Origin of the sequence: Streptosporangium sp. NBC_01639 (genome assembly GCF_045209755.1) — a bacterium.
Lineage (GTDB): Bacteria > Actinomycetota > Actinomycetes > Streptosporangiales > Streptosporangiaceae > Streptosporangium.
In genome coordinates this window covers 8,973,380-8,994,261 of record NZ_CP109272.1, presented here as the reverse complement: position 1 = coordinate 8,994,261, position 20,882 = coordinate 8,973,380, and the positions used below count along the sequence as shown (strand labels likewise).

The 20,882-nt window shown below is 67.8% G+C and carries 22 protein-coding genes and 2 pseudogenes; 14 read left to right on the top strand and 10 right to left on the bottom strand.

What is annotated here, in order from left to right; genetic code table 11:
• The first annotated feature begins 35 nt into the window (after positions 1 to 35).
• Positions 36 to 587: a DUF4158 domain-containing protein gene (locus OHA77_RS41025; protein ID WP_406314968.1), complete on the top strand. Its 552-nt coding sequence runs from the start codon at positions 36 to 38 to the stop codon at positions 585 to 587.
• A gap of 544 nt (positions 588 to 1,131) precedes the next feature.
• Here OHA77_RS41025 and OHA77_RS41020 read toward each other — a convergent pair.
• Positions 1,132 to 1,584 (bottom strand): annotated as a pseudogene (locus OHA77_RS41020) (DUF4158 domain-containing protein); the annotation flags it as partial.
• 347 nt (positions 1,585 to 1,931) lie between these two features.
• Between OHA77_RS41020 and OHA77_RS41015 the strand changes: the two are divergent.
• From OHA77_RS41015 to OHA77_RS40995, 5 genes are all read left to right on the top strand, one after another.
• A complete protein-coding gene (locus OHA77_RS41015; protein WP_406314966.1) occupies positions 1,932 to 3,083 on the top strand; it encodes a tyrosine-type recombinase/integrase in 1,152 nt (383 codons plus the stop codon).
• Positions 3,080 to 3,415, top strand: coding sequence for a helix-turn-helix domain-containing protein (locus OHA77_RS41010; RefSeq protein ID WP_406314965.1), 336 nt, complete (start codon positions 3,080 to 3,082; stop codon positions 3,413 to 3,415). Before OHA77_RS41015 ends, OHA77_RS41010 begins: the two co-directional genes overlap by 4 nt.
• Positions 3,412 to 4,953 carry a hypothetical protein gene (locus OHA77_RS41005; RefSeq protein WP_406314963.1) on the top strand — a complete coding sequence of 514 codons (1,542 nt, stop codon included), beginning with the start codon at positions 3,412 to 3,414 and terminating at the stop codon, positions 4,951 to 4,953. The genes OHA77_RS41010 and OHA77_RS41005 overlap by 4 nt, the downstream gene beginning before the upstream one ends.
• A 90-nt stretch (positions 4,954 to 5,043) precedes the next feature.
• Positions 5,044 to 5,466: a DUF6924 domain-containing protein gene (locus OHA77_RS41000; protein WP_406314962.1), complete on the top strand. Its 423-nt coding sequence runs from the start codon at positions 5,044 to 5,046 to the stop codon at positions 5,464 to 5,466.
• Between the two features lie 253 nt (positions 5,467 to 5,719).
• A complete protein-coding gene (locus tag OHA77_RS40995; RefSeq protein WP_406319962.1) occupies positions 5,720 to 5,923 on the top strand; it encodes a tyrosine-type recombinase/integrase in 204 nt (67 codons plus the stop codon).
• A 354-nt stretch (positions 5,924 to 6,277) separates the two neighbouring features.
• Here the strand turns inward: OHA77_RS40995 and OHA77_RS40990 are convergent, their stop codons facing one another.
• The 4 genes from OHA77_RS40990 to OHA77_RS40975 all read right to left on the bottom strand — a co-directional run bounded on the left by OHA77_RS40990 (position 6,278) and on the right by OHA77_RS40975 (position 9,731).
• Positions 6,278 to 6,928 (bottom strand): HAD family hydrolase, encoded by a 651-nt coding sequence (locus tag OHA77_RS40990; protein WP_406314961.1) that lies wholly within the window; start codon positions 6,926 to 6,928, stop codon positions 6,278 to 6,280.
• Between the two features lie 138 nt (positions 6,929 to 7,066).
• Entirely contained in the window at positions 7,067 to 8,194 is a 1,128-nt protein-coding gene (locus OHA77_RS40985) for a tyrosine-type recombinase/integrase (protein ID WP_406314959.1), read from the bottom strand.
• A 140-nt stretch (positions 8,195 to 8,334) separates the two neighbouring features.
• Positions 8,335 to 8,658, bottom strand: coding sequence for a helix-turn-helix domain-containing protein (locus tag OHA77_RS40980; protein WP_406314957.1), 324 nt, complete (start codon positions 8,656 to 8,658; stop codon positions 8,335 to 8,337).
• Positions 8,655 to 9,731, bottom strand: coding sequence for a tyrosine-type recombinase/integrase (locus OHA77_RS40975; protein ID WP_406314955.1), 1,077 nt, complete (start codon positions 9,729 to 9,731; stop codon positions 8,655 to 8,657). The genes OHA77_RS40980 and OHA77_RS40975 overlap by 4 nt, the downstream gene beginning before the upstream one ends.
• 851 nt (positions 9,732 to 10,582) lie before the next feature.
• On the opposite strand from OHA77_RS40975, the gene ltrA reads away from it, so the two are divergent.
• From ltrA to OHA77_RS40960, 3 genes are all read left to right on the top strand, one after another.
• Positions 10,583 to 11,980 carry a group II intron reverse transcriptase/maturase gene (ltrA, locus tag OHA77_RS40970; protein WP_406314954.1) on the top strand — a complete coding sequence of 466 codons (1,398 nt, stop codon included), beginning with the start codon at positions 10,583 to 10,585 and terminating at the stop codon, positions 11,978 to 11,980.
• Between the two features lie 222 nt (positions 11,981 to 12,202).
• Positions 12,203 to 13,021 carry a hypothetical protein gene (locus tag OHA77_RS40965; protein ID WP_406314952.1) on the top strand — a complete coding sequence of 273 codons (819 nt, stop codon included), beginning with the start codon at positions 12,203 to 12,205 and terminating at the stop codon, positions 13,019 to 13,021.
• A complete protein-coding gene (locus OHA77_RS40960) occupies positions 13,018 to 13,395 on the top strand; it encodes a GntR family transcriptional regulator (RefSeq protein WP_326822967.1) in 378 nt (125 codons plus the stop codon). The genes OHA77_RS40965 and OHA77_RS40960 overlap by 4 nt, the downstream gene beginning before the upstream one ends.
• Positions 13,396 to 13,622: 227 nt before the next feature.
• Here OHA77_RS40960 and OHA77_RS40955 read toward each other — a convergent pair whose 3' ends face one another.
• Both OHA77_RS40955 and OHA77_RS40950 read right to left on the bottom strand, forming a co-directional pair.
• Positions 13,623 to 14,468, bottom strand: a complete 846-nt coding sequence (locus tag OHA77_RS40955) for a MarR family transcriptional regulator (RefSeq protein WP_406314950.1) — start codon at positions 14,466 to 14,468, stop codon at positions 13,623 to 13,625.
• A 2-nt stretch (positions 14,469 to 14,470) separates the two neighbouring features.
• Positions 14,471 to 15,331: a tyrosine-type recombinase/integrase gene (locus OHA77_RS40950; RefSeq protein ID WP_406314948.1), complete on the bottom strand. Its 861-nt coding sequence runs from the start codon at positions 15,329 to 15,331 to the stop codon at positions 14,471 to 14,473.
• Between the two features lie 62 nt (positions 15,332 to 15,393).
• Here OHA77_RS40950 and OHA77_RS40945 point away from each other — a divergent pair, with 62 nt between their 5' ends.
• From OHA77_RS40945 to OHA77_RS40930, 4 genes are read left to right on the top strand one after another with little or no spacing between them, the layout of a single operon-like run.
• A complete protein-coding gene (locus OHA77_RS40945) occupies positions 15,394 to 15,744 on the top strand; it encodes an ArsR/SmtB family transcription factor (RefSeq protein WP_406314946.1) in 351 nt (116 codons plus the stop codon).
• Positions 15,744 to 16,202, top strand: coding sequence for an SRPBCC family protein (locus OHA77_RS40940; protein WP_406314945.1), 459 nt, complete (start codon positions 15,744 to 15,746; stop codon positions 16,200 to 16,202). Before OHA77_RS40945 ends, OHA77_RS40940 begins: the two co-directional genes overlap by 1 nt.
• On the top strand, positions 16,195 to 16,797 hold the full coding sequence (locus OHA77_RS40935; protein ID WP_406314944.1) for an MFS transporter: 603 nt from the start codon (positions 16,195 to 16,197) through the stop codon (positions 16,795 to 16,797). The genes OHA77_RS40940 and OHA77_RS40935 overlap by 8 nt, the downstream gene beginning before the upstream one ends.
• 17 nt (positions 16,798 to 16,814) lie before the next feature.
• Positions 16,815 to 17,333: a pyridoxamine 5'-phosphate oxidase family protein gene (locus tag OHA77_RS40930; RefSeq protein WP_406314943.1), complete on the top strand. Its 519-nt coding sequence runs from the start codon at positions 16,815 to 16,817 to the stop codon at positions 17,331 to 17,333.
• A 305-nt stretch (positions 17,334 to 17,638) separates the two neighbouring features.
• On the opposite strand, the gene OHA77_RS40925 is transcribed toward OHA77_RS40930, so the two are convergent.
• Positions 17,639 to 18,217: a TetR/AcrR family transcriptional regulator gene (locus tag OHA77_RS40925; RefSeq protein WP_406314941.1), complete on the bottom strand. Its 579-nt coding sequence runs from the start codon at positions 18,215 to 18,217 to the stop codon at positions 17,639 to 17,641.
• An 81-nt stretch (positions 18,218 to 18,298) separates the two neighbouring features.
• On the opposite strand from OHA77_RS40925, the gene OHA77_RS40920 reads away from it, so the two are divergent.
• The gene (locus tag OHA77_RS40920) at positions 18,299 to 19,288 is read left to right on the top strand and encodes a hypothetical protein (RefSeq protein WP_406314940.1); all 990 of its coding nucleotides are present in this window, start codon (positions 18,299 to 18,301) and stop codon (positions 19,286 to 19,288) included.
• Positions 19,289 to 19,972: 684 nt separating this feature from the next.
• On the opposite strand, the pseudogene OHA77_RS40915 reads toward OHA77_RS40920, so the two are convergent.
• Positions 19,973 to 20,204, bottom strand: a pseudogene (locus tag OHA77_RS40915) (transposase); the annotation flags it as partial.
• 39 nt (positions 20,205 to 20,243) lie between these two features.
• Entirely contained in the window at positions 20,244 to 20,870 is a 627-nt protein-coding gene (locus OHA77_RS40910; protein ID WP_406314939.1) for a DUF4158 domain-containing protein, read from the bottom strand.
• Between the last annotated feature and the right edge of the window lie 12 nt (positions 20,871 to 20,882).

Below are 20,882 nucleotides of genomic sequence, written 5' to 3'. Positions count from 1 at the left end.
ACGGTCCGGTGACGGGCTGACGGTGAAGGGGCGGGATGGCGCGGGATCTGGGCTTGGACGAGGTCGTCGACCACTTCACGCTGAACAGCGAGGAGACCGGCTGGCTGCGCAACAAGACCGGCGCCACCCGGCTCGGCTTCGCGGTGCAGATGAAGTTCCTGCTCTGGCGCGGTCGGTTCCCGAAGATGCGGCTGGAACTGCCGCGCGACGCGGTCGCGCACATCGCGCGGCAACAGCGGCTTTACCCCCGTCTTCCGCCGCGCCAGCGCCGGCAGAGCGCGGACCCCGGCCAGGACCCGCTTGTCCGCGCTCGCCGCGTCCAGCGCCTTCGACTCGCCCAGCAACGCGAGGAACGGGCGCACCGTGGCGTACCGGTTCGCCAGCGCGGCCCGCATGGCGACCTCCGCCGAGTTCTCGTCCTCGGGCACCAGCGAGACCACCGTGGCCGCCGCGGTCATCACGGCGGCGCGCGGGGCGACCTCCTCCACCGCCGCCCACAGCGCGGCCACGTCCAGGTCCACCTCCTGCTCCTCGACCAGCTCCAGCTCCTCGAACAGCACCTTCGCCGCCCGCGCGAGCACCCGTGACGCCTTCTCCAGCTGCGGCAGCGTCGACAGCCGCTCCTTCTCCGTCTTCCGCTTCGCCGCATTCAGCAGCCGGGTGGTCATCAGAACCTGGAACAAGTCCAGGGCCTCGTCGATCGCCTTCGCCTCCAGGTGCCGCATCACCGCGGTGAGCATCGCCGTGCGCTTGGGCTCCGCCGCCCGCTCCAGCAGCGGCGCCTTCGACCCCAGCGCGTACCGGGCCAGTGCCGCCATCCGGTTCGGCGGGATCTGCGATAGCCTTAGCCTGCCGAGCCGGTACGCGCCGATCTCGTCCACCCGCTCCAGCGCGCGGGCGAACGCCGTGCCCGTCGTCCGCGTCGGCGGCCGGCGCAGCCGCTCCAGCTCCGAGAACCGCGAGCCCTCCGGCGTCTTCAGCGTCGCCACCAGAGCCCCGGGCAGCCGCCGGGTCCGCGCGGCGGGCGGCGCCCGCGACCATGGCGTACAGCCGCTTCTCCGCGACCTTCCGCGCCTCCGCCACCTGCCGGGCCAGCACGGACACCCCGGGCAGCAGGACCCGGTGACGACGCAACCAGCCCACCGCGTGGTCGAACAGCGCCTTCGGGCCCTCCGCGTGCGTCCACGCCCGCCCGTGCAGGAACGTACGGAACCGCCGGCCCCACTCGCCGTCCTCGTAGGGGTGGTAGCCGTAGGTATCCCGGATCTCCCACGCATGGTCGTACAGCGTCTGGCGCCGCTCGGTGTACCGCTTGACCACTGACGGGTCCTCGGTGCCGAGCTGCACGGCCAGGTGCTCGACCACCGGCCACGGCACAGCGAGCGGATCCTCCAGGAACAGCCCGACGTACCGAACCGTGCACATCTGGAGCGCGAATCCGAGCCGGTGATGCTCCGTCCGCCGCAGGGCGATCAGGTCCCGGTCCACGTCGTCCAGGAAGAAGAACCGCTCCAGCTCGGGCCTCGTCGGCTCCTCGGCGAACGTCCCGTACGCCTCGGCCTGTTCATCACTCAGAAATTCCACCGGCACGAGCCGGACCGTAGCCAGCCCCGGACCAGGCCCGGAGGCGTTTCACCGAACCCCAGCGGCGAAGTGGATCACTGTGCTAGACGACCATGATCGTTCTCACCGATAACCGCTGTACCGATGTTCCAAGCACCGCCAATTGCATCTAATGCGAATTCGCGACCCTTTGCGGACGGTCACTGAAGGGTGAGTGGCCACCTGGGCCGACCAGCAACGATAGAGCACAGGCGACAACAATGACGATGGCGACTGGAGGGGTGCGATCGTCCACTGATTCGGGTTTCTACTCGAATGGCCTGCGGGTCACTGGGCGACTCGCATACGATGCGACTTCCTCGCATCTGATGCGAGTAGCGGAGGGCGGTGGACACGTGGGGACGGACGGGTCGATACCGGGAGCAGCCAGGCTGCACCTCGTCGACGGCATCACGCTGCTCCGGCCAGAGGAGCAGTTCTTCACCGCGATGCTGACAGGGTTCGCCAACCAGCAGCTGGCACGGAACCTGGCCCGCTCCACCGTGGAGGGACGGGAGAACACCGTGAAGGCGTTCGCCGCCTACGTCAACGCCTATCCGTGGCAGTGGGCGCCCGCCATGCTGGACGAATGGCTCGGCGACCTGCGCTCCCTGCGTGAGCTGAAACGCTCGACCATTCGTTCCTACTCTGAAGCAGTACGCGCGTTCTGCTACTTCGTCACCGATCCCCTCTACGAATGGGCCGCGACATGTGAAGAGCATTTCGGAACCCACCCCATCCAGATCGTGCACGAGTGGAACACCGCGGTCCACGTTCAAGAACACGAAGCCGACGCGGCCAAGCGCGCGTTCACCAAGGCCGAGCTGCACGCCTTCTTCGAGCACTGCGATGACGAGGTCGCCCGCATCCGGGCCTTCGGCCGCAAGGGCTGGTTACCGGCCTTCCGGGACGCCACCTTGTTCAAGACCGCCTACTCCTATGGGCTACGCCGCAACGAGACACGGATGCTGGACGCGGCCGATTTCGGCCGCAACCCGCACGGCACAGAGTTCGGCGAGTACGGCCGCTGCCAGGTCCGATACGGCAAGGCCAAGAAGGGCTCACCGCCCAAACGCCGCACCGCCTTAACCGTGTGGGAGTGGACCCCCGACATCCTGGAGGAGTGGTTCACCGAGGTCCGCCCGCTGTTCGGCACCGACAACAATCCCGCGGCCTGGCCGTCGGAGCGCGGGCTGCGGATCGGCTGCCAGCGGCTCAACTCCCGCTTCACCGCCTACCGCCAGGCCCTGGGCCTGGATGAGGGCCTGGACTTCCACTCCTTTCGCCGCTCCTATGTCACCCACCTGATCGAGGACGGCTGGGACCCGCGCTTCGTCCAGGAGCAGGTCGGGCACGAGCACGCGAGCACCACCGCGATCTACACCTGCGTCAGCTCTGACTTCCGCACCCGCACCCTGCGCCGGCACCTGGACGCCACCATCGCCGCCGCGCTCCAGGCCCAGACGGGAGGAGAATCATGAAACGCAAGGTCGGCTACACCTGGAGGCTGCGCGAGATCATGGCCGATCGGCGCGTCTTCACCGCCACCGAGCTGGTGCCGCTCCTGCGCGAGCGCGGCATCGAGCTGTCGGCCTCCCAAGTCCACCGCCTGGTCTCCGGCACTCCCGAACGGTTGTCCCTGCAGGTGATGTCCGCGCTCTGCGACATCCTCGCCTGCACCCCGGCCGACCTGGTCGCCACCACCGCCGAGAACGCCGGCGTCCGCAAGACCGCCACCGGCGACCTGCCCACTCCGCCCGCCGGGGTCGAGAAGCTGCGGCCACGCCCGGCCCGTATCCTGCCCGACGCATGACCCGCGCCTACGCCACCGACGAGCAATACGAACGGTGGTTCATGGCCGAGTGCTGCCGCTGCGGCCGTCACAGGCACAAGGCCGGCCATTGGCCGGACGGATATGTCTGCCGAACCTGCGCAGACCGGGCAATCCGCGCCCGAGGCATCTGCCCCGGATGCAATCAGGACCGCGCTCTTCCCGGACGTCGACGCGGCGACGGCGTCGCAATCTGCGCCACCTGCGCCGACTTCTCCCAGACGTTCGACTGCTCGCGTTGCGGGTTCGAGGGCAAACTCCTGGGCGGGCGCCTCTGCGAACGCTGCACCCTCAGCGATCGGCTCACCGCTGTCCTGGACGACGGCACCGGCCGCATCCGCCCGGAGCTGACCCCCTTGTTCGACCTGCTCGTGGCGATGGAACGGCCCGACAGCGGACTGGCCTGGCTAGCGCTGCGCCCCAACCATCCAGGAAACGCGTCGGCTCTTCTACAACAACTCGCTCGCGGGCAGATCCCCCTCACCCACGACGCCTTCCATGAACTCCAACCCTGGCGGACCATCGCTCACCTGGAAGGACTCCTCGTGGCCAGCGGCGTCCTACCCGCCGTCGACAAACACATCTGCTCCTTTCAGCGCTGGCTCCCTGACCATCTGGCCAGCGTCACCAACCCTGAGCACGTCAAGACGATCCGGCTGTTCGCGACCTGGCGCGTCCTTCCCGCCCTCCGGAGCCGCGCCGAGCGAAGCAATATCACGCCCAGTGTTCGCCGCAACGCCGCCGATCAGATCAAATACGCGACAGCATTCCTGGCCTGGCTCGACAAGCGCGACCGCACCCTCGCATCTTGCCGCCAGAGCGACATCGACGCCTGGTACGCCGAGAACACCGAAAACGTCCGCGCACAAGTACGAGTCTTCCTCACCTGGGCCATGCAGAGCCGTCAGTGCTCACGATCGCTGTCCCTGCCTGCGGGAAGGATTTCGCGCCAGGCCCCCATGACCGAGGAGGAACGCCTGGCTGCTCTCCGCCGCCTATTGCTTGATGCCGAGATTCCCCCGCTTCTGCGTGTGGCCGGCATCATCGTTCTTCTCTACGCACAACCCCTTACCCGGGTCGTCCAGCTCACCGTCGACGACCTGCTTCGCGACGGCGAGACCGTGTTCCTGCGACTCGGGGATCCGCCCTCGCCCGTCCCCGAGCCGATCGCGTCCCTGCTGCTGAACTACATCGTGACTCGCGACAACATGAACACCGCCACCAACCGCGCCTCTCGGTGGCTGTTCCCCGGCCGCCGAGCGGGCCAGCCTTGTCGCCCCGATCATCTGTCCGCGCTTCTGAGAAAGATTGGCATCCCCGCGGCATCCGCCCGCGGCGCCGCCATCCGGCAGCAACTCCTCGAGATGCCTGCCCCCGTCGTCGCCGACGCACTTGGCTACCACGACGGGACCACTGCCCGTCTCCTCAGAGAAGGAGGTGGAACGTGGAGCCGCTACGCCGCCGGGCAACACGGACGGTCACCATTGAGCTCCACGGAGCCGACAGCTCGCGACAGTTGAATAGGTGACTCCACCAGTAAAACGCCACTACAGACACTACGGTCGTCGGTGAGCTTGCGGAGCCACTGGCATTGCCTCGAAGATCGTCAGATGGACATGTTGCCCAAAGTCGACGCCCTGCTCGTGGTGCGTACCGACTTCTCTGACCAGGAACGATGGCAGGCCGTACGAAACTCGCTCGGCGACATCGACAAGGACGGCTGGGCAGAGGAGTTCTCGGGCCAGGTGAAGGTTGTCGAGGACCCCGCCTATCAAGGCCTTACCGCGCAGCAGATCCTCGCCCTGCTCCCGGGCGGCTGCCAGGGCCCGATCCTCGTCATCGCCGACAAGGTCACCGTCGATTCGCAGGAGATGCCGTTCCTGGTCATCGAACTGGAATCCGAATGGGAGATGCGCGTCATCCCCTCCGAGATCCCCGCGATTCACGCCAACCTCTCCATCGGCAACATGGACTTCGGCGAGTTCGCCGAGAACGCCGACGCAGACGGCGTCTTCCGCGGGTTCCACGACTGAACCGCCACGCCTCCGGCGAGCACGGAACGTCACCAGTAGAGCCCAGGGGAACGACAACTCGCGACAGTTGAATACGCGACCCCACCAGTACCGGGGCCGGCCTTCTTCGACAAGGCTTGATCCCGCGTACCACCGGGCGGCACCCGAGCAGACAGCCTGCTCGGGTGCCGCCCCTCAGCTCGAAACCTGCCCAAGGGTGAGGAACAGACCTCAATCGGCGTGTGGTCACTCCCCTTGACGACGATCGCTCGCGCTGTTCTACTCCGGGCTGCGCATCGCCGAACTCGTCGCCCTGGACGACGACGATGTCCCGCTCTCGGCCCGCAAGGGCAAGGTCATCGTCCGCTCCGGCAAGGGCGAGACTTCCCGAGAGGTCCCGCTGCTGGACACCACCGCCAGGGTGTCACTCACCGAATGGCGAACCGCGGCGAACCGAGCGGGCATCCTGGCCCGGTGACAGCTCGGCGTCGCCGAGATCCTCGGCCATGCCCGCCTGGACACCATCCGCCGGTACACCTTGCCCGCCCACACCAACCTCGAAGACGCCGTCAGCCACCTCCCTATCGATCAGTAGGGCACCGCTGACCTGGGCGAACTCAATCGCGTGTACCTAGTTGCACGAGTCTTAGTGCGCCGTCTGCCGTGAGTTCAGCCAGACTGAAGCATATTCATCGGGAACACACGTGAGTTCGGTTGGTGAGATCTGAAAACGCGGGGAGTTCAATCGTTATCTAGGGTTGTAGGGCCCTTCCAGCAGGTCAGAGGAAGATGACCTCTTCTTTCACGTAGGCCAAGTTGGAATCCTGGTCGGTCAGGCTTCTGCAAGGAGTCTCGGGAGTTCGCGCATGTCGTCGAAGATCGTGGTGTTCGATCCTTCGAGCCATTGCGCGGGTGTGAGTCCGCCAGCGTAGCCAAGGGCGCGCATGCCGGCTGCGCGGGCTGCCTGGATCCCGTATTGGCTGTCCTCGACGACGATGCAGGCCGAGGGGTGGACGCCCATCTGCTTGGCAGCGTGCAGGAACAGGTCGGGGGCCGGTTTGCCGCGGGCGACCTCGCTTGCGCTGAAGATGCGGCCTTCGAAGTATGGGTAAATCCCGGTGTGACCCAGCGTGTGGCGCATCGTGTCGTGACTGCCGCCAGAGGCGACGCAGCTGGGATGCGTGAGGGTGTCGAGGACTTCGAGGATGCCGTCGACCGGGGTGAGTTCGGCATCGACGGCCGCACGGTGGAGTCGCTCGAATCTCTCCCACCAGAGCGCGGCCCGGCCCGGCCCTACTCGGGAAGTGATTTGTTCACCGTTGGACACGGGCGACCGGCCGATGAACTTTTCGATCACCTCGGCTTCGGTCAGCGGCCAGCCCAGCTCGGCGCCCACGGCGACATGGGCGCGGACGGCTATGCGTTCGCTGTCGACGAGCACGCCGTCGCAGTCGAAGATGACGAGCTCAATCGGAGTGATCATCTGGACAGGCTAGGGAGAAGTGGTCGTCCGTGTCAGCTGCATGATCCGATGGCCGGTGCGTGGCGAGTGGGGAGACGGACGCCGCGGGTCGAAGTATCGGCGACCCGATGGGATCCCGGAGTCATGATCCAGACGGGATCATGGCTGGGGTGTCTGATCGAGTTCGTCGGCGAGTAGATGCTCGGCGACGGCGGAGTATCTGGCTGCGGTGCTGTGGGAGATCCCGAAGACCAGCGACAGGTGAAGCGGATCGGCTCCTCCGGCGAGAGCCTCGTGCAGGATGCGGTCCTTGCGTATCCGGTCGACGCTGCATCCAATGCGATTCATCCGCAGCGTCACGAACGCCTGGCTGATAGGGCCAGCACCGTAGGCAGTCTTGTTGCTGATGAGCACGTGGGGATTGTTGGTGTGCGGCCAGGTTGTGCGGCGGTAGCGGAGCCAGCGACGGAGTGCTCGATGGCTGAGGTCGCCGAGTCGCTGGCGGCGGCCTGCGAGGATGATTCGCCGGTTGGCCAGATCGAGGTCGTCGAGTGTCAGATGGCGGATGGCTCCGGTGCGAGCGGCGTTCTCGGCAGCCAGGGCGATGATGACTCGTCCGGCGAGGTCCTCGGCCTGTTGCTCGATGGCCCGAATCTCCTCATCAGCCATCGGAAGCAGGGCGAAGTCCGCCGGGCGGCCCTTCAACCTGATCGTCGGGTTGGAGAAGATCAGGCCGCGCTTCTTGGCGAACCCGAACAGCGATCGCAGGGCGCTGATCGTGGTGGCGCGTCGTGAGCCGCTGAGCGGTCCAAGCGCTGCGTGGATGTCGGAGCGGGTGACCTCCCGCAGATGGTCATAGCTCGCCGCCCAGTCATCGAGGAATGGCCGGATGGCCCCGAAGTAGACATAGATGCTGGATGCGGACCGGGGCCGTGCCCTGGCGTCGCCGTTGAGCAGGATCAGCAGCCACTGCCGGACGGGGATGATGAAGCCGGGTGTGAAAGGAATCGTGACCCGGTCGATCCAGGATTTGATCGCCGGATCGGAGTCATCGTGGAGCAGGTCCAGGTCGATGAGCACGTCGATGAGCCGAGGTCGCGACACCCAGCGGTGCGGCCGGGCTCGAACCTCGCTGAGCGAGACACGCTCACCTGCGGGGAGGCCAGTCAGCACCGTGACGAGCCCGTCCAGCACGCATCTGGTGGTGGAGGGGTTCCAGCCGCCGATTTGGCCGAGTACTTGGACGTGATGTGCCGCTGCCCGCAGTACCGGATCATTTGCTGTCAACGCCGGATGCTGCCAACGCGGTGGGACCGGCTGGCCGTTCTTGCGCCGATGGTAGGAGGCTAACGCTGAGCAGGAGTTGCTGCAGTAGACCTGATCCCGGCGTCGTTTCTCCGGCAACGGCGTGCCGCAGTGTGCGCAGTTCATCGAGGAGGAAGCGACCGCCCGGCCCCGGTGCGCGGGGTGACCTGCCGATCTTGGCCAACCGCCGTGCTCTGGTCATCGTCGTAGTGCCGCGGCTCGGCGACAGCCTCGGGTTCGGGGATCAGTAGTTCGTCGACGCCGCAGCCCAGCACGGTGCAGATGACGTCGAGCTCGTCGAGTTTGACCACATTGGGAGCCCCAGACCATAGGCCCGACATCTTGCCGGCGCTGATGACCAGGCCACGTTCGGCGAGCATCCGCTGGAACTCACTGGCCTTCCAGATCCCGCGGTTCGCGGCCGCCAGGCGCAGGTTCCATTTCATCGGGTGAGTCCTTTCCATCGGTCGGCGACGCGGCGCTGTCCGGTGACCCAGGCGTCTTCGACATGGGTGGCATGGACGTGGATGTATCGGGCCGTGGTGCCGGTCCAGGCGTGGCCGAGCAGTTCCTGGATCGCGAACAGGTTCATCCCGGCCAGGTAGAGCTGGGAGGCGCAAAAGTGCCGCAGCACGTGTGGTGTCAGCCGTCCCGACCAGGTCGGCAGATACCGGTCGACGGCGTCGATCAAGGCGCGGCGAAACACGTCCGCCGTGGCGCGGGTGCAGGTGCCCTCGGCGTTCTTCCGCTCAGAGGGAAACAAGGGCGTGCGGTGGCTGGACAGGTCGAGCTCGAAGAGCCCGAGGACGTCTTCGATGAACCAGCGCAGGCTGCGGTCGGCGCCGTTGATCAGAGGCACCAGCCGTGGCTTGGGCCCCTTGCGGCGAGACCCCTTCCCGTGGCGGATGTTCAGCTTGCCGAACCGGCCCAGCTCCCAGCGCACGTCGTCCAGGTCGAGCATCCGGGCCTCGTTGATCCGTAGCCCAACATCGGCGACCAGCCGGGCCACGGCGTAGTTGCGGGCGGCCGGAGCGAACTTGCGGCAGCTCATCAGCTCTTCGCGCCACCCGGCGAACAGCTGCTCGATCTCCTCAACGGTCGGCGGAACGCGCAGCTGCGGATCCACCGACAGCCGTGGCCGGTTGACCTCATCGAGCGGGCATTCGACGACCCGGCCGGTGAGGTTGTGCAGCTCAACCTTGTGCCTGAGCTCCAGAAACCGGAAGAACACCGTCAGAGCAGCCGCTCGCCCGGTGCGGGTGGAGGGCTTGGCGTCTCGCAGCACCTTGCCGAAGTAGACGTCACCGTCTTCGGGCTGCATCTCCCACAGCGGCCGGCCGAACCAATTCCGGATCAGCTCCAGATGATTGGCGTCGTTGCGGATGGTGCTGTCGGTCAGCCCTGCCGACGCGCGAGCCAGCACAAACCCCGACAGCACGTCGGTCTCGAAGGCGACGAGATCTTCTTCGCTGCCGGGGGCTCGGTGCTCGCGTAGGTCTCGGACGACCCCCAGCGCCAACCCACACCTCCCGACTTCACCAGCGCTGCCACCCCGTCACTCCTGTGACAGAAGTCTCACGGAGAGTGAAGTTACTTCGATGTGTGGTGATCGATCCGGCAAACGGGAGAAGACGCAGTTCGCAGGCAGGGAGCGTGCAGGGTGAGGAGGATTCAGCACCCTCAACTCAAGAACTGTTGCTTAACGAGGCGCTGTTGTTCCGAATGGAGGTGAAAGACCGTCCATCTCCTCGCCGTCGTAGCGGTGGGGTGAAGCTGGAGGCAGCCTGAGCCGGGAGTCGCCGGGGAGGGTGGGAGCAGCCTCGACAAAGTCGCGTCGGTCCAGCACTACCGGATGGGCCGGGCGCGGTGAGCGAGACGGGAAGGCATACGCGAGGAACCGGTGTCATTACGCCTCTTGACTTGCTACCAGCTCTAACCCGGTGGATTCGGGCTGGGAAGCGGCGCGCACTCGCCCTCCTCATGACGAGGGCGGGGAACTCCGAGCAGGGTCTTAAGCGCCTGCGCTCGGAGGTCACGGTGAAGGACTACGGCGTAGCCGTGACGATGCCGCAGGGGCAGAGCCGGGTGCCTAACCCGTCGATCGGACAGCAGTGAACGTGGGAACCCTCCGTGATCGGTCCCGCCCGAACGCCCTGGCCAGGGGCGTGGGGCGGGATAGGCCCGACGTCGGCCGAAGACGCGGAGGGGGCGGAGCCGCCGTAGTACTCCGAGCGCGGGAGAGCCGCGTGCATGGGGAAGGGCGGCAGCGTGTCAGTCGATGAAGGGAATGCAATGTCCGAAGACGCGCCGGTGAATACCGGTGCCAGCGGTTGGCCCGACCCGTGGTCGGCCGAGCGTGCGGTACGGAGGATGCAGACCAAGTTGCACCGTTGGGCGACCGATGATCCCGGCCGCCGGTTCGGTGACCTGTTCAACCTCGTCCACGACCCGGCGTTCCTGAGACACGCGTGGGAGCGGGTCTCGCGGAATGTCGGGGCGAGGACTCCGGGGATCGACCGGGCCACGGTGGTCTGGATCGAGACCGTGATCGGGGTCGAGGACTTCCTGGGCCAGCTCCGGAACGCGCTGAAGTCGGGCGAGTTCCGGCCGGTCGAGGTGCGGCAGGTGATGATCCCCAAGGCGAGCGGCAAGCTTCGCAAGCTGGGGATCCCCACCGTCGCCGACCGGGTAGTCCAAGCGGCCCTGAAGCAGGTTCTCGAACCCATCTTCGAGGCGGACTTCAAACCGTGCTCCTATGGGTTCCGCCCCAACCGGCGAGCGCACGACGCGATCTCCGAGATCCATCACTTCGCCTCCGAGCCGGTCAACTACCGGTGGGTGTTCGAGGCGGACATCAAGGCGTGTTTCGACGAGATCGACCACACCGCCCTGATCGACCGTCTCCGGGCGAGGATCAAGGACAAGCACGTGAACTCGCTGGTCAAGGCGTTCCTGAAATCCGGGGTCATGACGGCCGACGGAAACCGGGAGGAGACCTGGACCGGAACCCCGCAAGGCGGGATCCTCTCCCCGCTGCTGGCGAACATCGCCCTGTCTGCGCTGGACGATCATTTCGACCGGCAATGGCACGAGGAGATGGGCACCAAGCGGCAGCGGCGCAGACGCAAGGACCAAGGCCAGGGCAACTGGAGATTCGTCAGGTTCGCCGACGACTTCGTCCTGATGGTGGCGGGCGACCGCCATCACGCCGAGGCCTTGCGCGAAGTGGTGGCCGGCGTGCTCGCCCCCTTGGGACTGCGCCTGGCCGAGGAGAAGACCCGTGTGGTCCATATCGACGAGGGGTTCGACTTCCTCGGGCACCACATCCGCCGCCAGCGGAAACGAGGAACGAACAAGTATTTCGTCTACACCATGCCGTCCAAGAAGGCCGTTCAGGCGATCAAGGACAAGGTGAAGGCGAAGACGCACAGGTCGACCCGCAACCAGGATCTGGCCGAGCTGATCCTCAGCTTGAACCGGATGCTGCGCGGGTGGGCGACCTACTTCCGGCACGGAGTATCCAAGGCGATCTTCGGCGCGATCGACGCCCACGCGTGGGGCCGGTTGATGCGGTGGATCCGCCGGAAATATGCGGGCAAGGCCCGCCTCGGCATGCCCGAGTTCAAGCGTCGCTTCTGCGACCGAGACTGGAGGATCGCCCACCAGGGGACCGCTTTCACAGGCGCGTCACCGGTCAAGATCGAACGCTACCGCTATCGCGGAACCAAGATCCCGACCCCCTGGACCACCGAACCCGCAGGAACCTGACCAGCGGGAAAGGCACGTGGAGCGCCCGGTGCGTGGAGACGCGCACGCCGGGTGCGGCGGGCGGGCCGGGGAAACCCACCGTGAGCAATCACGGCAGGGCACCCCGGTCCGACCCAACCCGACACCCTGGATCGCGCCGCCGAGACGAGGGCCTGGGGTGTTGACTTTGTCGCAACCCATGACGCATCTTATTGGTACAAAGCTTGCGACAAAGGAGGCGCTATGACCCGCGAACCGCTACCGGACACCGACCCGCCGACGCGCACGGCCGATCTGGTCATGGCGGGCGAGTGGCTGGCCCGCCATGACCAGATCGGCGCCCATCCGACCCCGCTGCTCGCCAGCCGGCTGGCGGTCCGCAGACGCGCTCGCCTGGCCACTTACGTCATCCTGGCCGCGTTGATCATCGTGAGCGCCCTCGCCGCCACTTCCGCTTTCGGCGGCCTCCAGCCGTATCGCCCGCTGCCGCTGCCGCTGCTGGCCCTGACCGTGGCGGTGGCCGGGCTGCTGCTGGCACAGTCCCTGCTCGACCGGTGGGTGCGTCGCGTCGACCAGCGGGCGGGCGCGACGCTGTCGCGCCGGGCCGCCCATCCGATCCAGCCCGGCTGGCGGACCGTGCTCGGCCGGCCGTACGCCGTCTTCGCGGTCGCCACGTCCGCCGGTGCGATGGTGCTGGCCGCAAGCGCCCTGGCCGTTCCCGAGCCCACCGTGCGGCAGTTGGCCGTCGTCGTGCTGATCGGTCTGCTCGGCGCGACGGCCATCACCGCCATGCAGCTGCGCCACCTGCTCAGGTTCCCGGTCGTGGCGGAGGACGAGGAGTCGCTGACCGCCGACGTCATCATGCGCGTCGAGGACGCCCGCGAGCTCACCACGCCGAACGTGCAGTGGTCGCTGCCGGTGGTGCTGTTCGGTACCGCGCCCGGCTGGTGGAATGCCGCCGCGGTCGCCTACATCGTTCTGAGCCTGGCCGCGTGCGTCGCGCTCCATGCCAGGACGCCGTCGTGCGCGACGGTGGCCCGGCGGGCCATGAGCGTCCGATGATCGTCATCGATGCGGCCTCGCCGGTGCCGCCGTTCGAGCAGTTGCGGGCCCAGCTCGCCCGGCAGATCCAGGACCGTACGCTGGCCGTGGGTGCCCGGCTGCCGACCATCCGCCACCTGGCGGCCGACCTCGGCCTGGCCGTCAACACGGTCGGCCGGGCCTACCGGGAACTGGAGGAGGCGGGGCTGATCGAGACGCGTGGGCGGGCGGGCTCGTTCGTGTCGGCCGCCGGCGAGGAAGGGCGGGAGCGGGCCCGCCGGGCCGCCGCCGACTACGCGGCCGTGATCGCCAGCGTCGGCATCGACGCGGGCGAGGCGATCCGCATCGTGCAGGCGGCTCTGACGTCCGGCGCGGCAGCACCGGCCTCGTCATGACCGCGACCCGGCTGCGGGGCCGCGTCACCGGGCACACGACGTCGGCGTAGCGGCCGGTACGGTGGGGATCTGCCTGCGGCTCCTGGGCGCATGGGTTCGGTAGGCCGGCGCGAGCTTGTCGTCGACATAACCACGCGTCGGCGAGGCAAAGTTCCGCCGGGGCGAGTTTTGCCGGTGATGCCGAGTTCTATGGGACCCCATTCACCGGTCGGCCCCGTTCAAGGCGGCTACACCTCTGTAGGGCCAAGCGGATGAGGGTGATCAACACCAGGCTCACCCGTGTTCGTTCGTCTGGGGGCGGCGTAGACCTGGCGCCAGTGCTCGGCCGAGCGGACCAGGTCTTCTCCGACGTGGGTGAGGAAGTGGCTCATGTTCTCCAGCCGGACCCCGGCGGGGGTGGTCGGGCCGAGGGTGCGGGCGCTTCGCCGGGCGGTGTCGGCGAGCAGGGCGTTGGCGCGGGCGCTGGCCACCATGGCCTGGTACCAGACGTTGTCGTCGATGACGTACCGCTCGGCCCGGCGCCGGGGGTCGCGTTCGCGCCGGATGAGTTCCTGGGCTTCGAGGTAGCCGACCGCTTTGGAGATCGAGGCGGGGCTGACCTGAAGGTGCTGGACGAGTTCGGCGGAGGTGAGGCTGCCGCTGTCGGTGGTGTACAGGGTCGCCAGCATTTTGGCCATCATCTGCGGAATCCCTCCCTGTACCAGCAGGTCGGTGAGCTGGTCGGCCACCTCGCGCACGGTTCGCAGGTCGCGTCCGCCGACGCCGGCGTCGGCGTCACCGCGTGCGGCCGCGGGGGTGGTGGTCCTGTGGTGGACGCGCCGGTCGGCGGCGCGCTGGGCTTGGTCGGCGTGGTAAGCGCCGGGGCCGCCGTGTCGCATCACTTCACGCGTGACGGTCGAGGTGGGCCATTTGAGGCGGCGGGCGATCTCGGCGTAGGTCAGCCCGCCGGCCAGTCGGCCTTCGAGGAGGCTGAGTGCAGGAATTAGCGGTAGCGACCTGGGGCTTCTTCGCCTGTTAGTGATCCGTGACGTGATGGCCCGGACCTCCTGCAGCTCCAGCCGGCCGCCGGTCATGATCAGTGGGTACGGCGGCGGGGTGCCAGGATCTTGGTGATCTTGGCGATGGCTTCGGCGCCGGGTTTGACGTAGCGCATGGCGGTGCGGGGGTTCTTGTGCCGGGTCTTGCCCATGATGAGCTGCAGCGGGATCTCGGCGTCGCCGAGGTGGGTGGCGGCGCTGTGGCGCAGCTGGTGCAGATCGAGCCCGGCGTAGGTGTCCAGCAGGACGCGGGCGCGGTCGTAGCCAAGTCGGGCGCGGCCGGTGTGCGAGCAGATGTCGGCGGCCGCCGGGCGGCGGGCCGGGACCGGGCGCCGTTCGGACAGGAACAGCGGACCATGCGTGCGCGTGCTGCCGTCGCGCAGGCGCAGGAGCCGGGGCAGCAGGTGGGCGGTGCCGCTGTCCCAGTACACCCATTCGATGGCGCCGCCCTTGGAGCGGACGGGGGCGCGGCGGTGCTCCAGGTCGAGGTCCTCGAGGTTCAGCGCCAAGATCTCCACGGCTCTGGCCGCCGTTTCGTAGAGCATCCGCCACAGGGTCTTCTCACGGTGCGGGATGTCGCGGCGTGACAGCAGCCGGTGGATGGTGCTCTTGGCCACCGCGCGGGTCTCATCCGCGCTCTCCTTGCGGCGCTCGGCATCAGCCGGGACGGACAGGGCGGCCCAGTGCTTCTTGGTCTGGCACCAGAGCAGCCAGGAGGTGATGGCGGCGCGGTTGCGGTTCCAGGTCGCCGGCGCGCATTGGCCCCATAGTTCGGTGAGCGCGACGCCGATCTCGGTGTCGGTGACGTCGGCGAGCGGCCGATCCCGGCCGAGCAGGGCGGCTACCTGTCCGCGAAAGCCTTGCCGGCGCTGATGAAAGCCAGCGGATCGGACCACCATGATCGGGTCATTGGTTAAGGAAGTACTTGACTATCGGTGTGCGCCGACCCATAGTTAAGGATATGCCTAACTATGGCGGATCGCTGGACCGGGTGTTCCAGGCGCTGGCGGATGGAACACGCCGGGCGATGGTGGAGCGCCTGATCCGCGGGCCGGTGCCGGTCAGCGAACTGGCCAGGCCACTGGAGATGTCGCTACCGGCGGTCATGCAGCACATCCAGGTGCTGGAAGCGTGCGGGCTGGTCAGATCCGAGAAGATCGGCCGCGTCCGCACCTGCCGCATCGAGCCGGACGTACTGCGGACGGCCGAGGACTGGCTTGCCGAGCAGCGCACGTCCTGGGAACGGCGCCTGGACCGGCTCGGTGACTACCTGCTCGATGATCCCGGCACAGCGGAGCAAGGGAGTTTGTGATGATCGACCGTTCTGTCACGCACGCCACATTCACCCTGGAACGTCTCTACCCGGCCACGGCGGCCCGGGTGTTCGCGGCATGGGCCGACCCGAAGGCGAAGGCCCGCTGGTTCTCCACCCCCGATGCGGACCATGAACTGGACTTCCGGATCGGGGGCCGGGAGGTCAACCGCAGCCACCCGGACAGCGGCCTGTCGATGACGTTTGAGTCGTTGTACCGCGACATCGTCCCAGAAGAGCGCATCATCTACACCTCCATGTTGCACGTGGGAGAGGACCTGGCGACGGTGTCGCTGACGACCGTGGCGTTCTGCCCGGCCGATGGGGGCACGCGGCTGGTCATCACCGAGCAGGGCGCCTTCCTCGATGGCCGGGAGGAGCCCTCCTGGCGGGAGCACGGCACCGGCGACTGGCTTGACGCGCTGGGCGCCGAGCTGGGTGCGGGAGGGTATGAGTGAGCCTGCGGGCGGCCGCCTTGAGCTCGGCTGGTCGCCCGTGCGGTTCGGCTTCACGGCCGGGGTGATGACCGTGGCGGCCGTCGTCGGCGCTCTGGTCTGCCAGCGGGTTGTGACCAGGATCGGCGTGCGTCCGGTCGCGACCGTCGGCACTGCCCTGCTCGGTGGAGCCTGCCTGCTGCTCACCAGGGTGGTGTCCGAACACAGCTCGCCGGAACTGCTGACTTTTGCCCTGTTGGTCTTCGGGGCGGGCATGGGCACCGCCACCGTCTGTGCGCAGATCGCGGCGTTCACCGGTGTCGCCGAACGGCACTCCGGTCTGGCCGCCGGACTCGCCGATACCTGCTTCGCGGTTGGCACCGCCCTCGGCGTAGCCATCGCCGGCAGCGTTGTCGCCGCGCATGCACCCACGCCTGGGATCGTCGCGCCGCAGACGCTGGTTCCCGGTCATCAGGCCGCGTTCGGCGTGGTCGGCCTCGTCGCGGCACTGGGCGTGGTCATCGCTCTGGCCATGCTCGGCAAGCGATCGGCACCGGTCACCAAAGAGACCGCGGCGCCTCCCGTTGACCAGATCGTGACCGACCGCATTCCCGTCTGACCCATTGAGGAGCTTCCATGTCCGACTGTGACCCGGTCGCCGAGATCGGTCCCTTCAGCGACTCCGGCGCCGACGTGATCCCCTGGCCGATCGCACTGCGTGAGCTGGAGCAGGCGCGACTGTTCTGGCTGTCCACCGTCCGCCCCGACGGCCGGCCCCACGTGACACCGTTGCTGGCCGTCTGGACCGGCGGCGCCCTGTACTTCGCCACCGGCGACCAAGAACGCAAGACGCGTAACCTCCACGCCAACGACCACTGCGTCATGACGACCGGCACGAACGTCCTCGACGGTATCGACATCACCATCGAGGGACGTGCCGAGTTGGTGTGCGACCCGGCTGAACGCAGCACCACCGCCGACGCCTACGAGAGCAAGTACGGCGACCTCCTGACGAGCCCGGACGGTACCTGGCATGGCCTCGGTGACACCATCCGCTCCGGCAACGTTCTGCTGTACCGCATCGATCCGGAGGTCGGATTCGCTTTCGGCAAGGGGGAGACGTACAGCCAGATCCGCTACCGCTTCCAGCGCTGACCGTTGATTCCGCGGCCGCGTGTCAGGCGGCCGAGCACCGGCCACCGTCGCAGAATGCGGATGTCGGGCTCGCTCTCGCGCATCCAGCACGACGTGCACAGACCGCTCCGGCGGACCTGGCGGTTGGTCCAGGAGGCGGGTTCGACGCCGGGCTGGTGGGCCTCTCGGTCATCGTCCGGCGGGGGCCCGGTACGGAGGTCGCGGCGAGGTTGAGGCGGACTCCCATGTCGAGGTTCACCTCACCGTAGGGCCGGACGTGGGACCTGAGCGGTGCGGCTGCGTCATGCCCGATGTACGGCGTGCCGTCAGCGGCTGAGAGTGCTGAGGATGAGATTGGTCAGGGCGGTGACGGCGTCGTCGGTGGTGGCTCGGCCGCGGTTGATTTCGGCGGCGATGGCCTCTGCGGCGCCGAGGGTGCCGACGCAGCGCAGCCGGAGGGCTTCGGCGGTGAGGCGGGAGTGGGGTCGCAGGGCGGTGGCCATCAGGTTCGTGTAGTGGTCGAGCAGGTCGTGCTGGGTTGCCTCCAGGGCTGGGCTTCCCTTGAGGGCGGCGGAGATGGCGGTGAGTTCCGGCATGTCGGTGGCGCACGTGAAGTAGGCCTCGCTCATGACGCGGGCGACCTCGGGCGCGGTGGGATCGGCGTCCTGCAGGGCCTGGGCCAGCCTGGTCCGGTACTGGTCATCCAGGCGCAGGTAGAGGGCGAGCAGCAGGCCGTGGCGGGTGGCGAAGTGGTCGTAGACGATTGGTCGGCTGACCTGGGCGGCTTCGGCGAGGGTAGGCAGGGTGAGGTCGTCGGCGCCCCGGGTGCGCACGATCGAGGTGGCGGCGTCGAGCAGTTGCTCGCGTCTGGCCGCCTTGGACAGGCGGGTCGATGGGCTGGCCATGGTCCTCCCTTTGCGTGCGGGCTCCAGTTTAAGCTACAAAAGGTAGGCTACAAAATGTAGCTTAATGGGAAGGGGTAACACATGGGCAAGTCAGTGCTGATCATGGGTGGGTCGGGACAGGCGGGCAGGGGCATGGCCGTGCTCCTGCGGCGCTGGTATCCGGCGCTGCCGCTGACCATCGCCGCTCGCGATCTCGACCGTGCCCGGCGGGTCGCCGACGACCTGGGCAACGCCACGGCCCTCACCTTCGACCTGCGGCGTGGCGATCTCGGGCTCTCGGAGGGGCACGGCTATGCGGCGGTGGTCGCTGCCGTGCGTGATTCGCACCTCAACGGGTTGCGCTTCGCGCAGGATCGCGGCGTGCCGTACCTGAGCATCTCCAACGGTCTGGTGGACATCGCGCCGGAGGTCGTCGCCGGCGCCCAGCGGGCGGCGGCCGCACCGATCCTGGTGGCCAGCCACTACCTGGCCGGGCTCGTCGTGCTGGCCGCGATGGAGTCGGCCCGGGAGTTCGAGCGGGTCGACACGGTCCGGGTGGCGGCGGTGCTGGACGAACGCGATGGCGGCGGGCCTGCGGCCATCGCCGATCTGGAGCGGCTGATGGATATCACCTCGGCGGGGCTGGTGCGCCGTGACGGCGATTTCATCTGGGTGGCCGGCGCCGATGCGCAGGTGGAGGTGCCCAGCGTGGACGGGGTCGTGCTGCCCGGCCAGACGATCGCCACCCTGGACGTGCCGAGTCTCGCGCTCGCGACGGGCGCGCCGAATGTCCGCTTCGATTTCGCGGTCGGGGAATCGGCCAGTAGGCGGCGCGGCGCGGCGCCTTCGACCGAGGTCCGCGTCGAGCTGGAGGGAAGTGCGGCGGCGGGCGCGCCGCTCAGCAGGAGCCAATGGCTGGTGCATCCTGAAGGTCAGCGTCCGCTGACCGCGCTCGGTATCGCTCTGGGAGTGGAGCGACTGCTCGGCCTGCGCGGCCAACCGGCGGCGCCGGGCCTGTACACGCCCGAGGCGCTGGTCGACCCGGCCTACGCGGTCGAGCGCATGGCGGAGCTCGGCACGCTGCGGCTCTAGCCGGAGAACGGCAGAACGGGCTGTGGAGTTCGAGTGGTCAGGTTTCGCTCCGGCGAGCTTCCGGGAGGTCGGTGGCGGGAGGTTCGCCCGGTAGGTCGGTTTGGGGTGCGCGGTGGAAGCCGTCGAGGGCCACGGCGATGATGCGGCGGCGCGCGCTCCGGGGGCGTCGGCCAGCAGTTCCTCCTGGTCGTCCTCATCGCCCCCGAAGTGCGCGGCAAGTGCATCGAAGGGTGGTCGACCGCCATGTCGCCATGGTCCGGGCGACTCGCCAGCTCGTGATCCTCACGAGCTGGCGTTGCGGGGGTCGGAGCGATCGAGGAGGGCATTGATCATCTGTTGGAGCTGCGTGTGCCCGGTGTGACCGAGGGCCCCGCCGAGGGCGTCGGAGAGCTTGTTGAAGGGGTCGTCCATCGGTAGGTCCTTCAGCTGATCGGCGAGTTCGTCGACGGTCCACAGACCGTCCTTGTGGACGTGCGCCCCTCGCGACCATCCGTGGTTGACCGCGACCGATCCGCCGCGGCCGACCTCCAGCATCGCCGCGTAGGTGGGATGGGAGGCGTTGCGGGTGAAGCGCCGCTTCACCTTGTTGATCCGCTTGATACGCGGCAGCAGCACGTAGCGCAGTTCGTTCTCGGTGTGGCCGTGGGCGCCGGCCGCCACGGCCTTGATCCCGGTGTTCGGGTTCCACTCGGCCAGGCGCCGCCAGCAGGTCATGCCCGAGCCGTAACCCAGCTCCTGCGGCAGGTGCTCCCAAGCGATGCCGGTATGCAGCACGAACAAGATGCCCTGCAAGGCCAGCCGGTCATCCACCGGTCATCCAGCCGCTTGCGCCCTGGATGGCGGAAACGCCGCTGACGCTGGGGCAACAGCGGCTCATCACTGCCCACAGCTCGTCACTGACCTCCCACGGCTTCAGCTTGGCCACCCGTGCTCCTCTCTCGGCTACAGCGAGAGATCAAAGCACAACAAAGATCATTATCATCCTGTTAGGACCTCTCAACCGCGGGCGGGGCGGCGGCGCAGGTGATAGGAGTAGGGCCAGGGCAAGCACTATCGGGCCCCACAGCGCCGTCTCACGCTGCTTACTCAGTGCCCGGTACAAGGTGGATTTGGCGATGCCGAACCCGGCAGCGACATCCTCAGCTTTGATACCAGAGTCGACCTGCCCGTCGGGAAGATCGGGGTTGCGGCGCACCAGCGGCCGCCACGACCCGGTGATCAGCTCGTCATGCGCGGCGATGTCATCGGGCGCGTAGCGGCGGCGGCGCTTGGCCATCACCGCGGCGGCGCGCACCATGGCCAGCACCGGTGTGCCGGATGCAGGCCGAGCTGCTCGGCGACGAACGCCACCGCCTCCGGCGGAACGGCCAGCGGAACGTCGGTCAGGAACACCCCCCGGCATGCGTACCATGCCCCACTGCATGGCCCAGCCGAGCTTCGTGGCCGGACGCCGTTTCGACGCCAGCGCATCCAAGGCACTGCGATCCAGCCGGAAGAACTGCTCCAGCTCCGCAGACGAGGGCTCCTCGGGGAAGCGGCCATAGCGGGCGATCTGCTCATCAGAGAGAAATTCGAAGGGCATGGCCCAGGAACG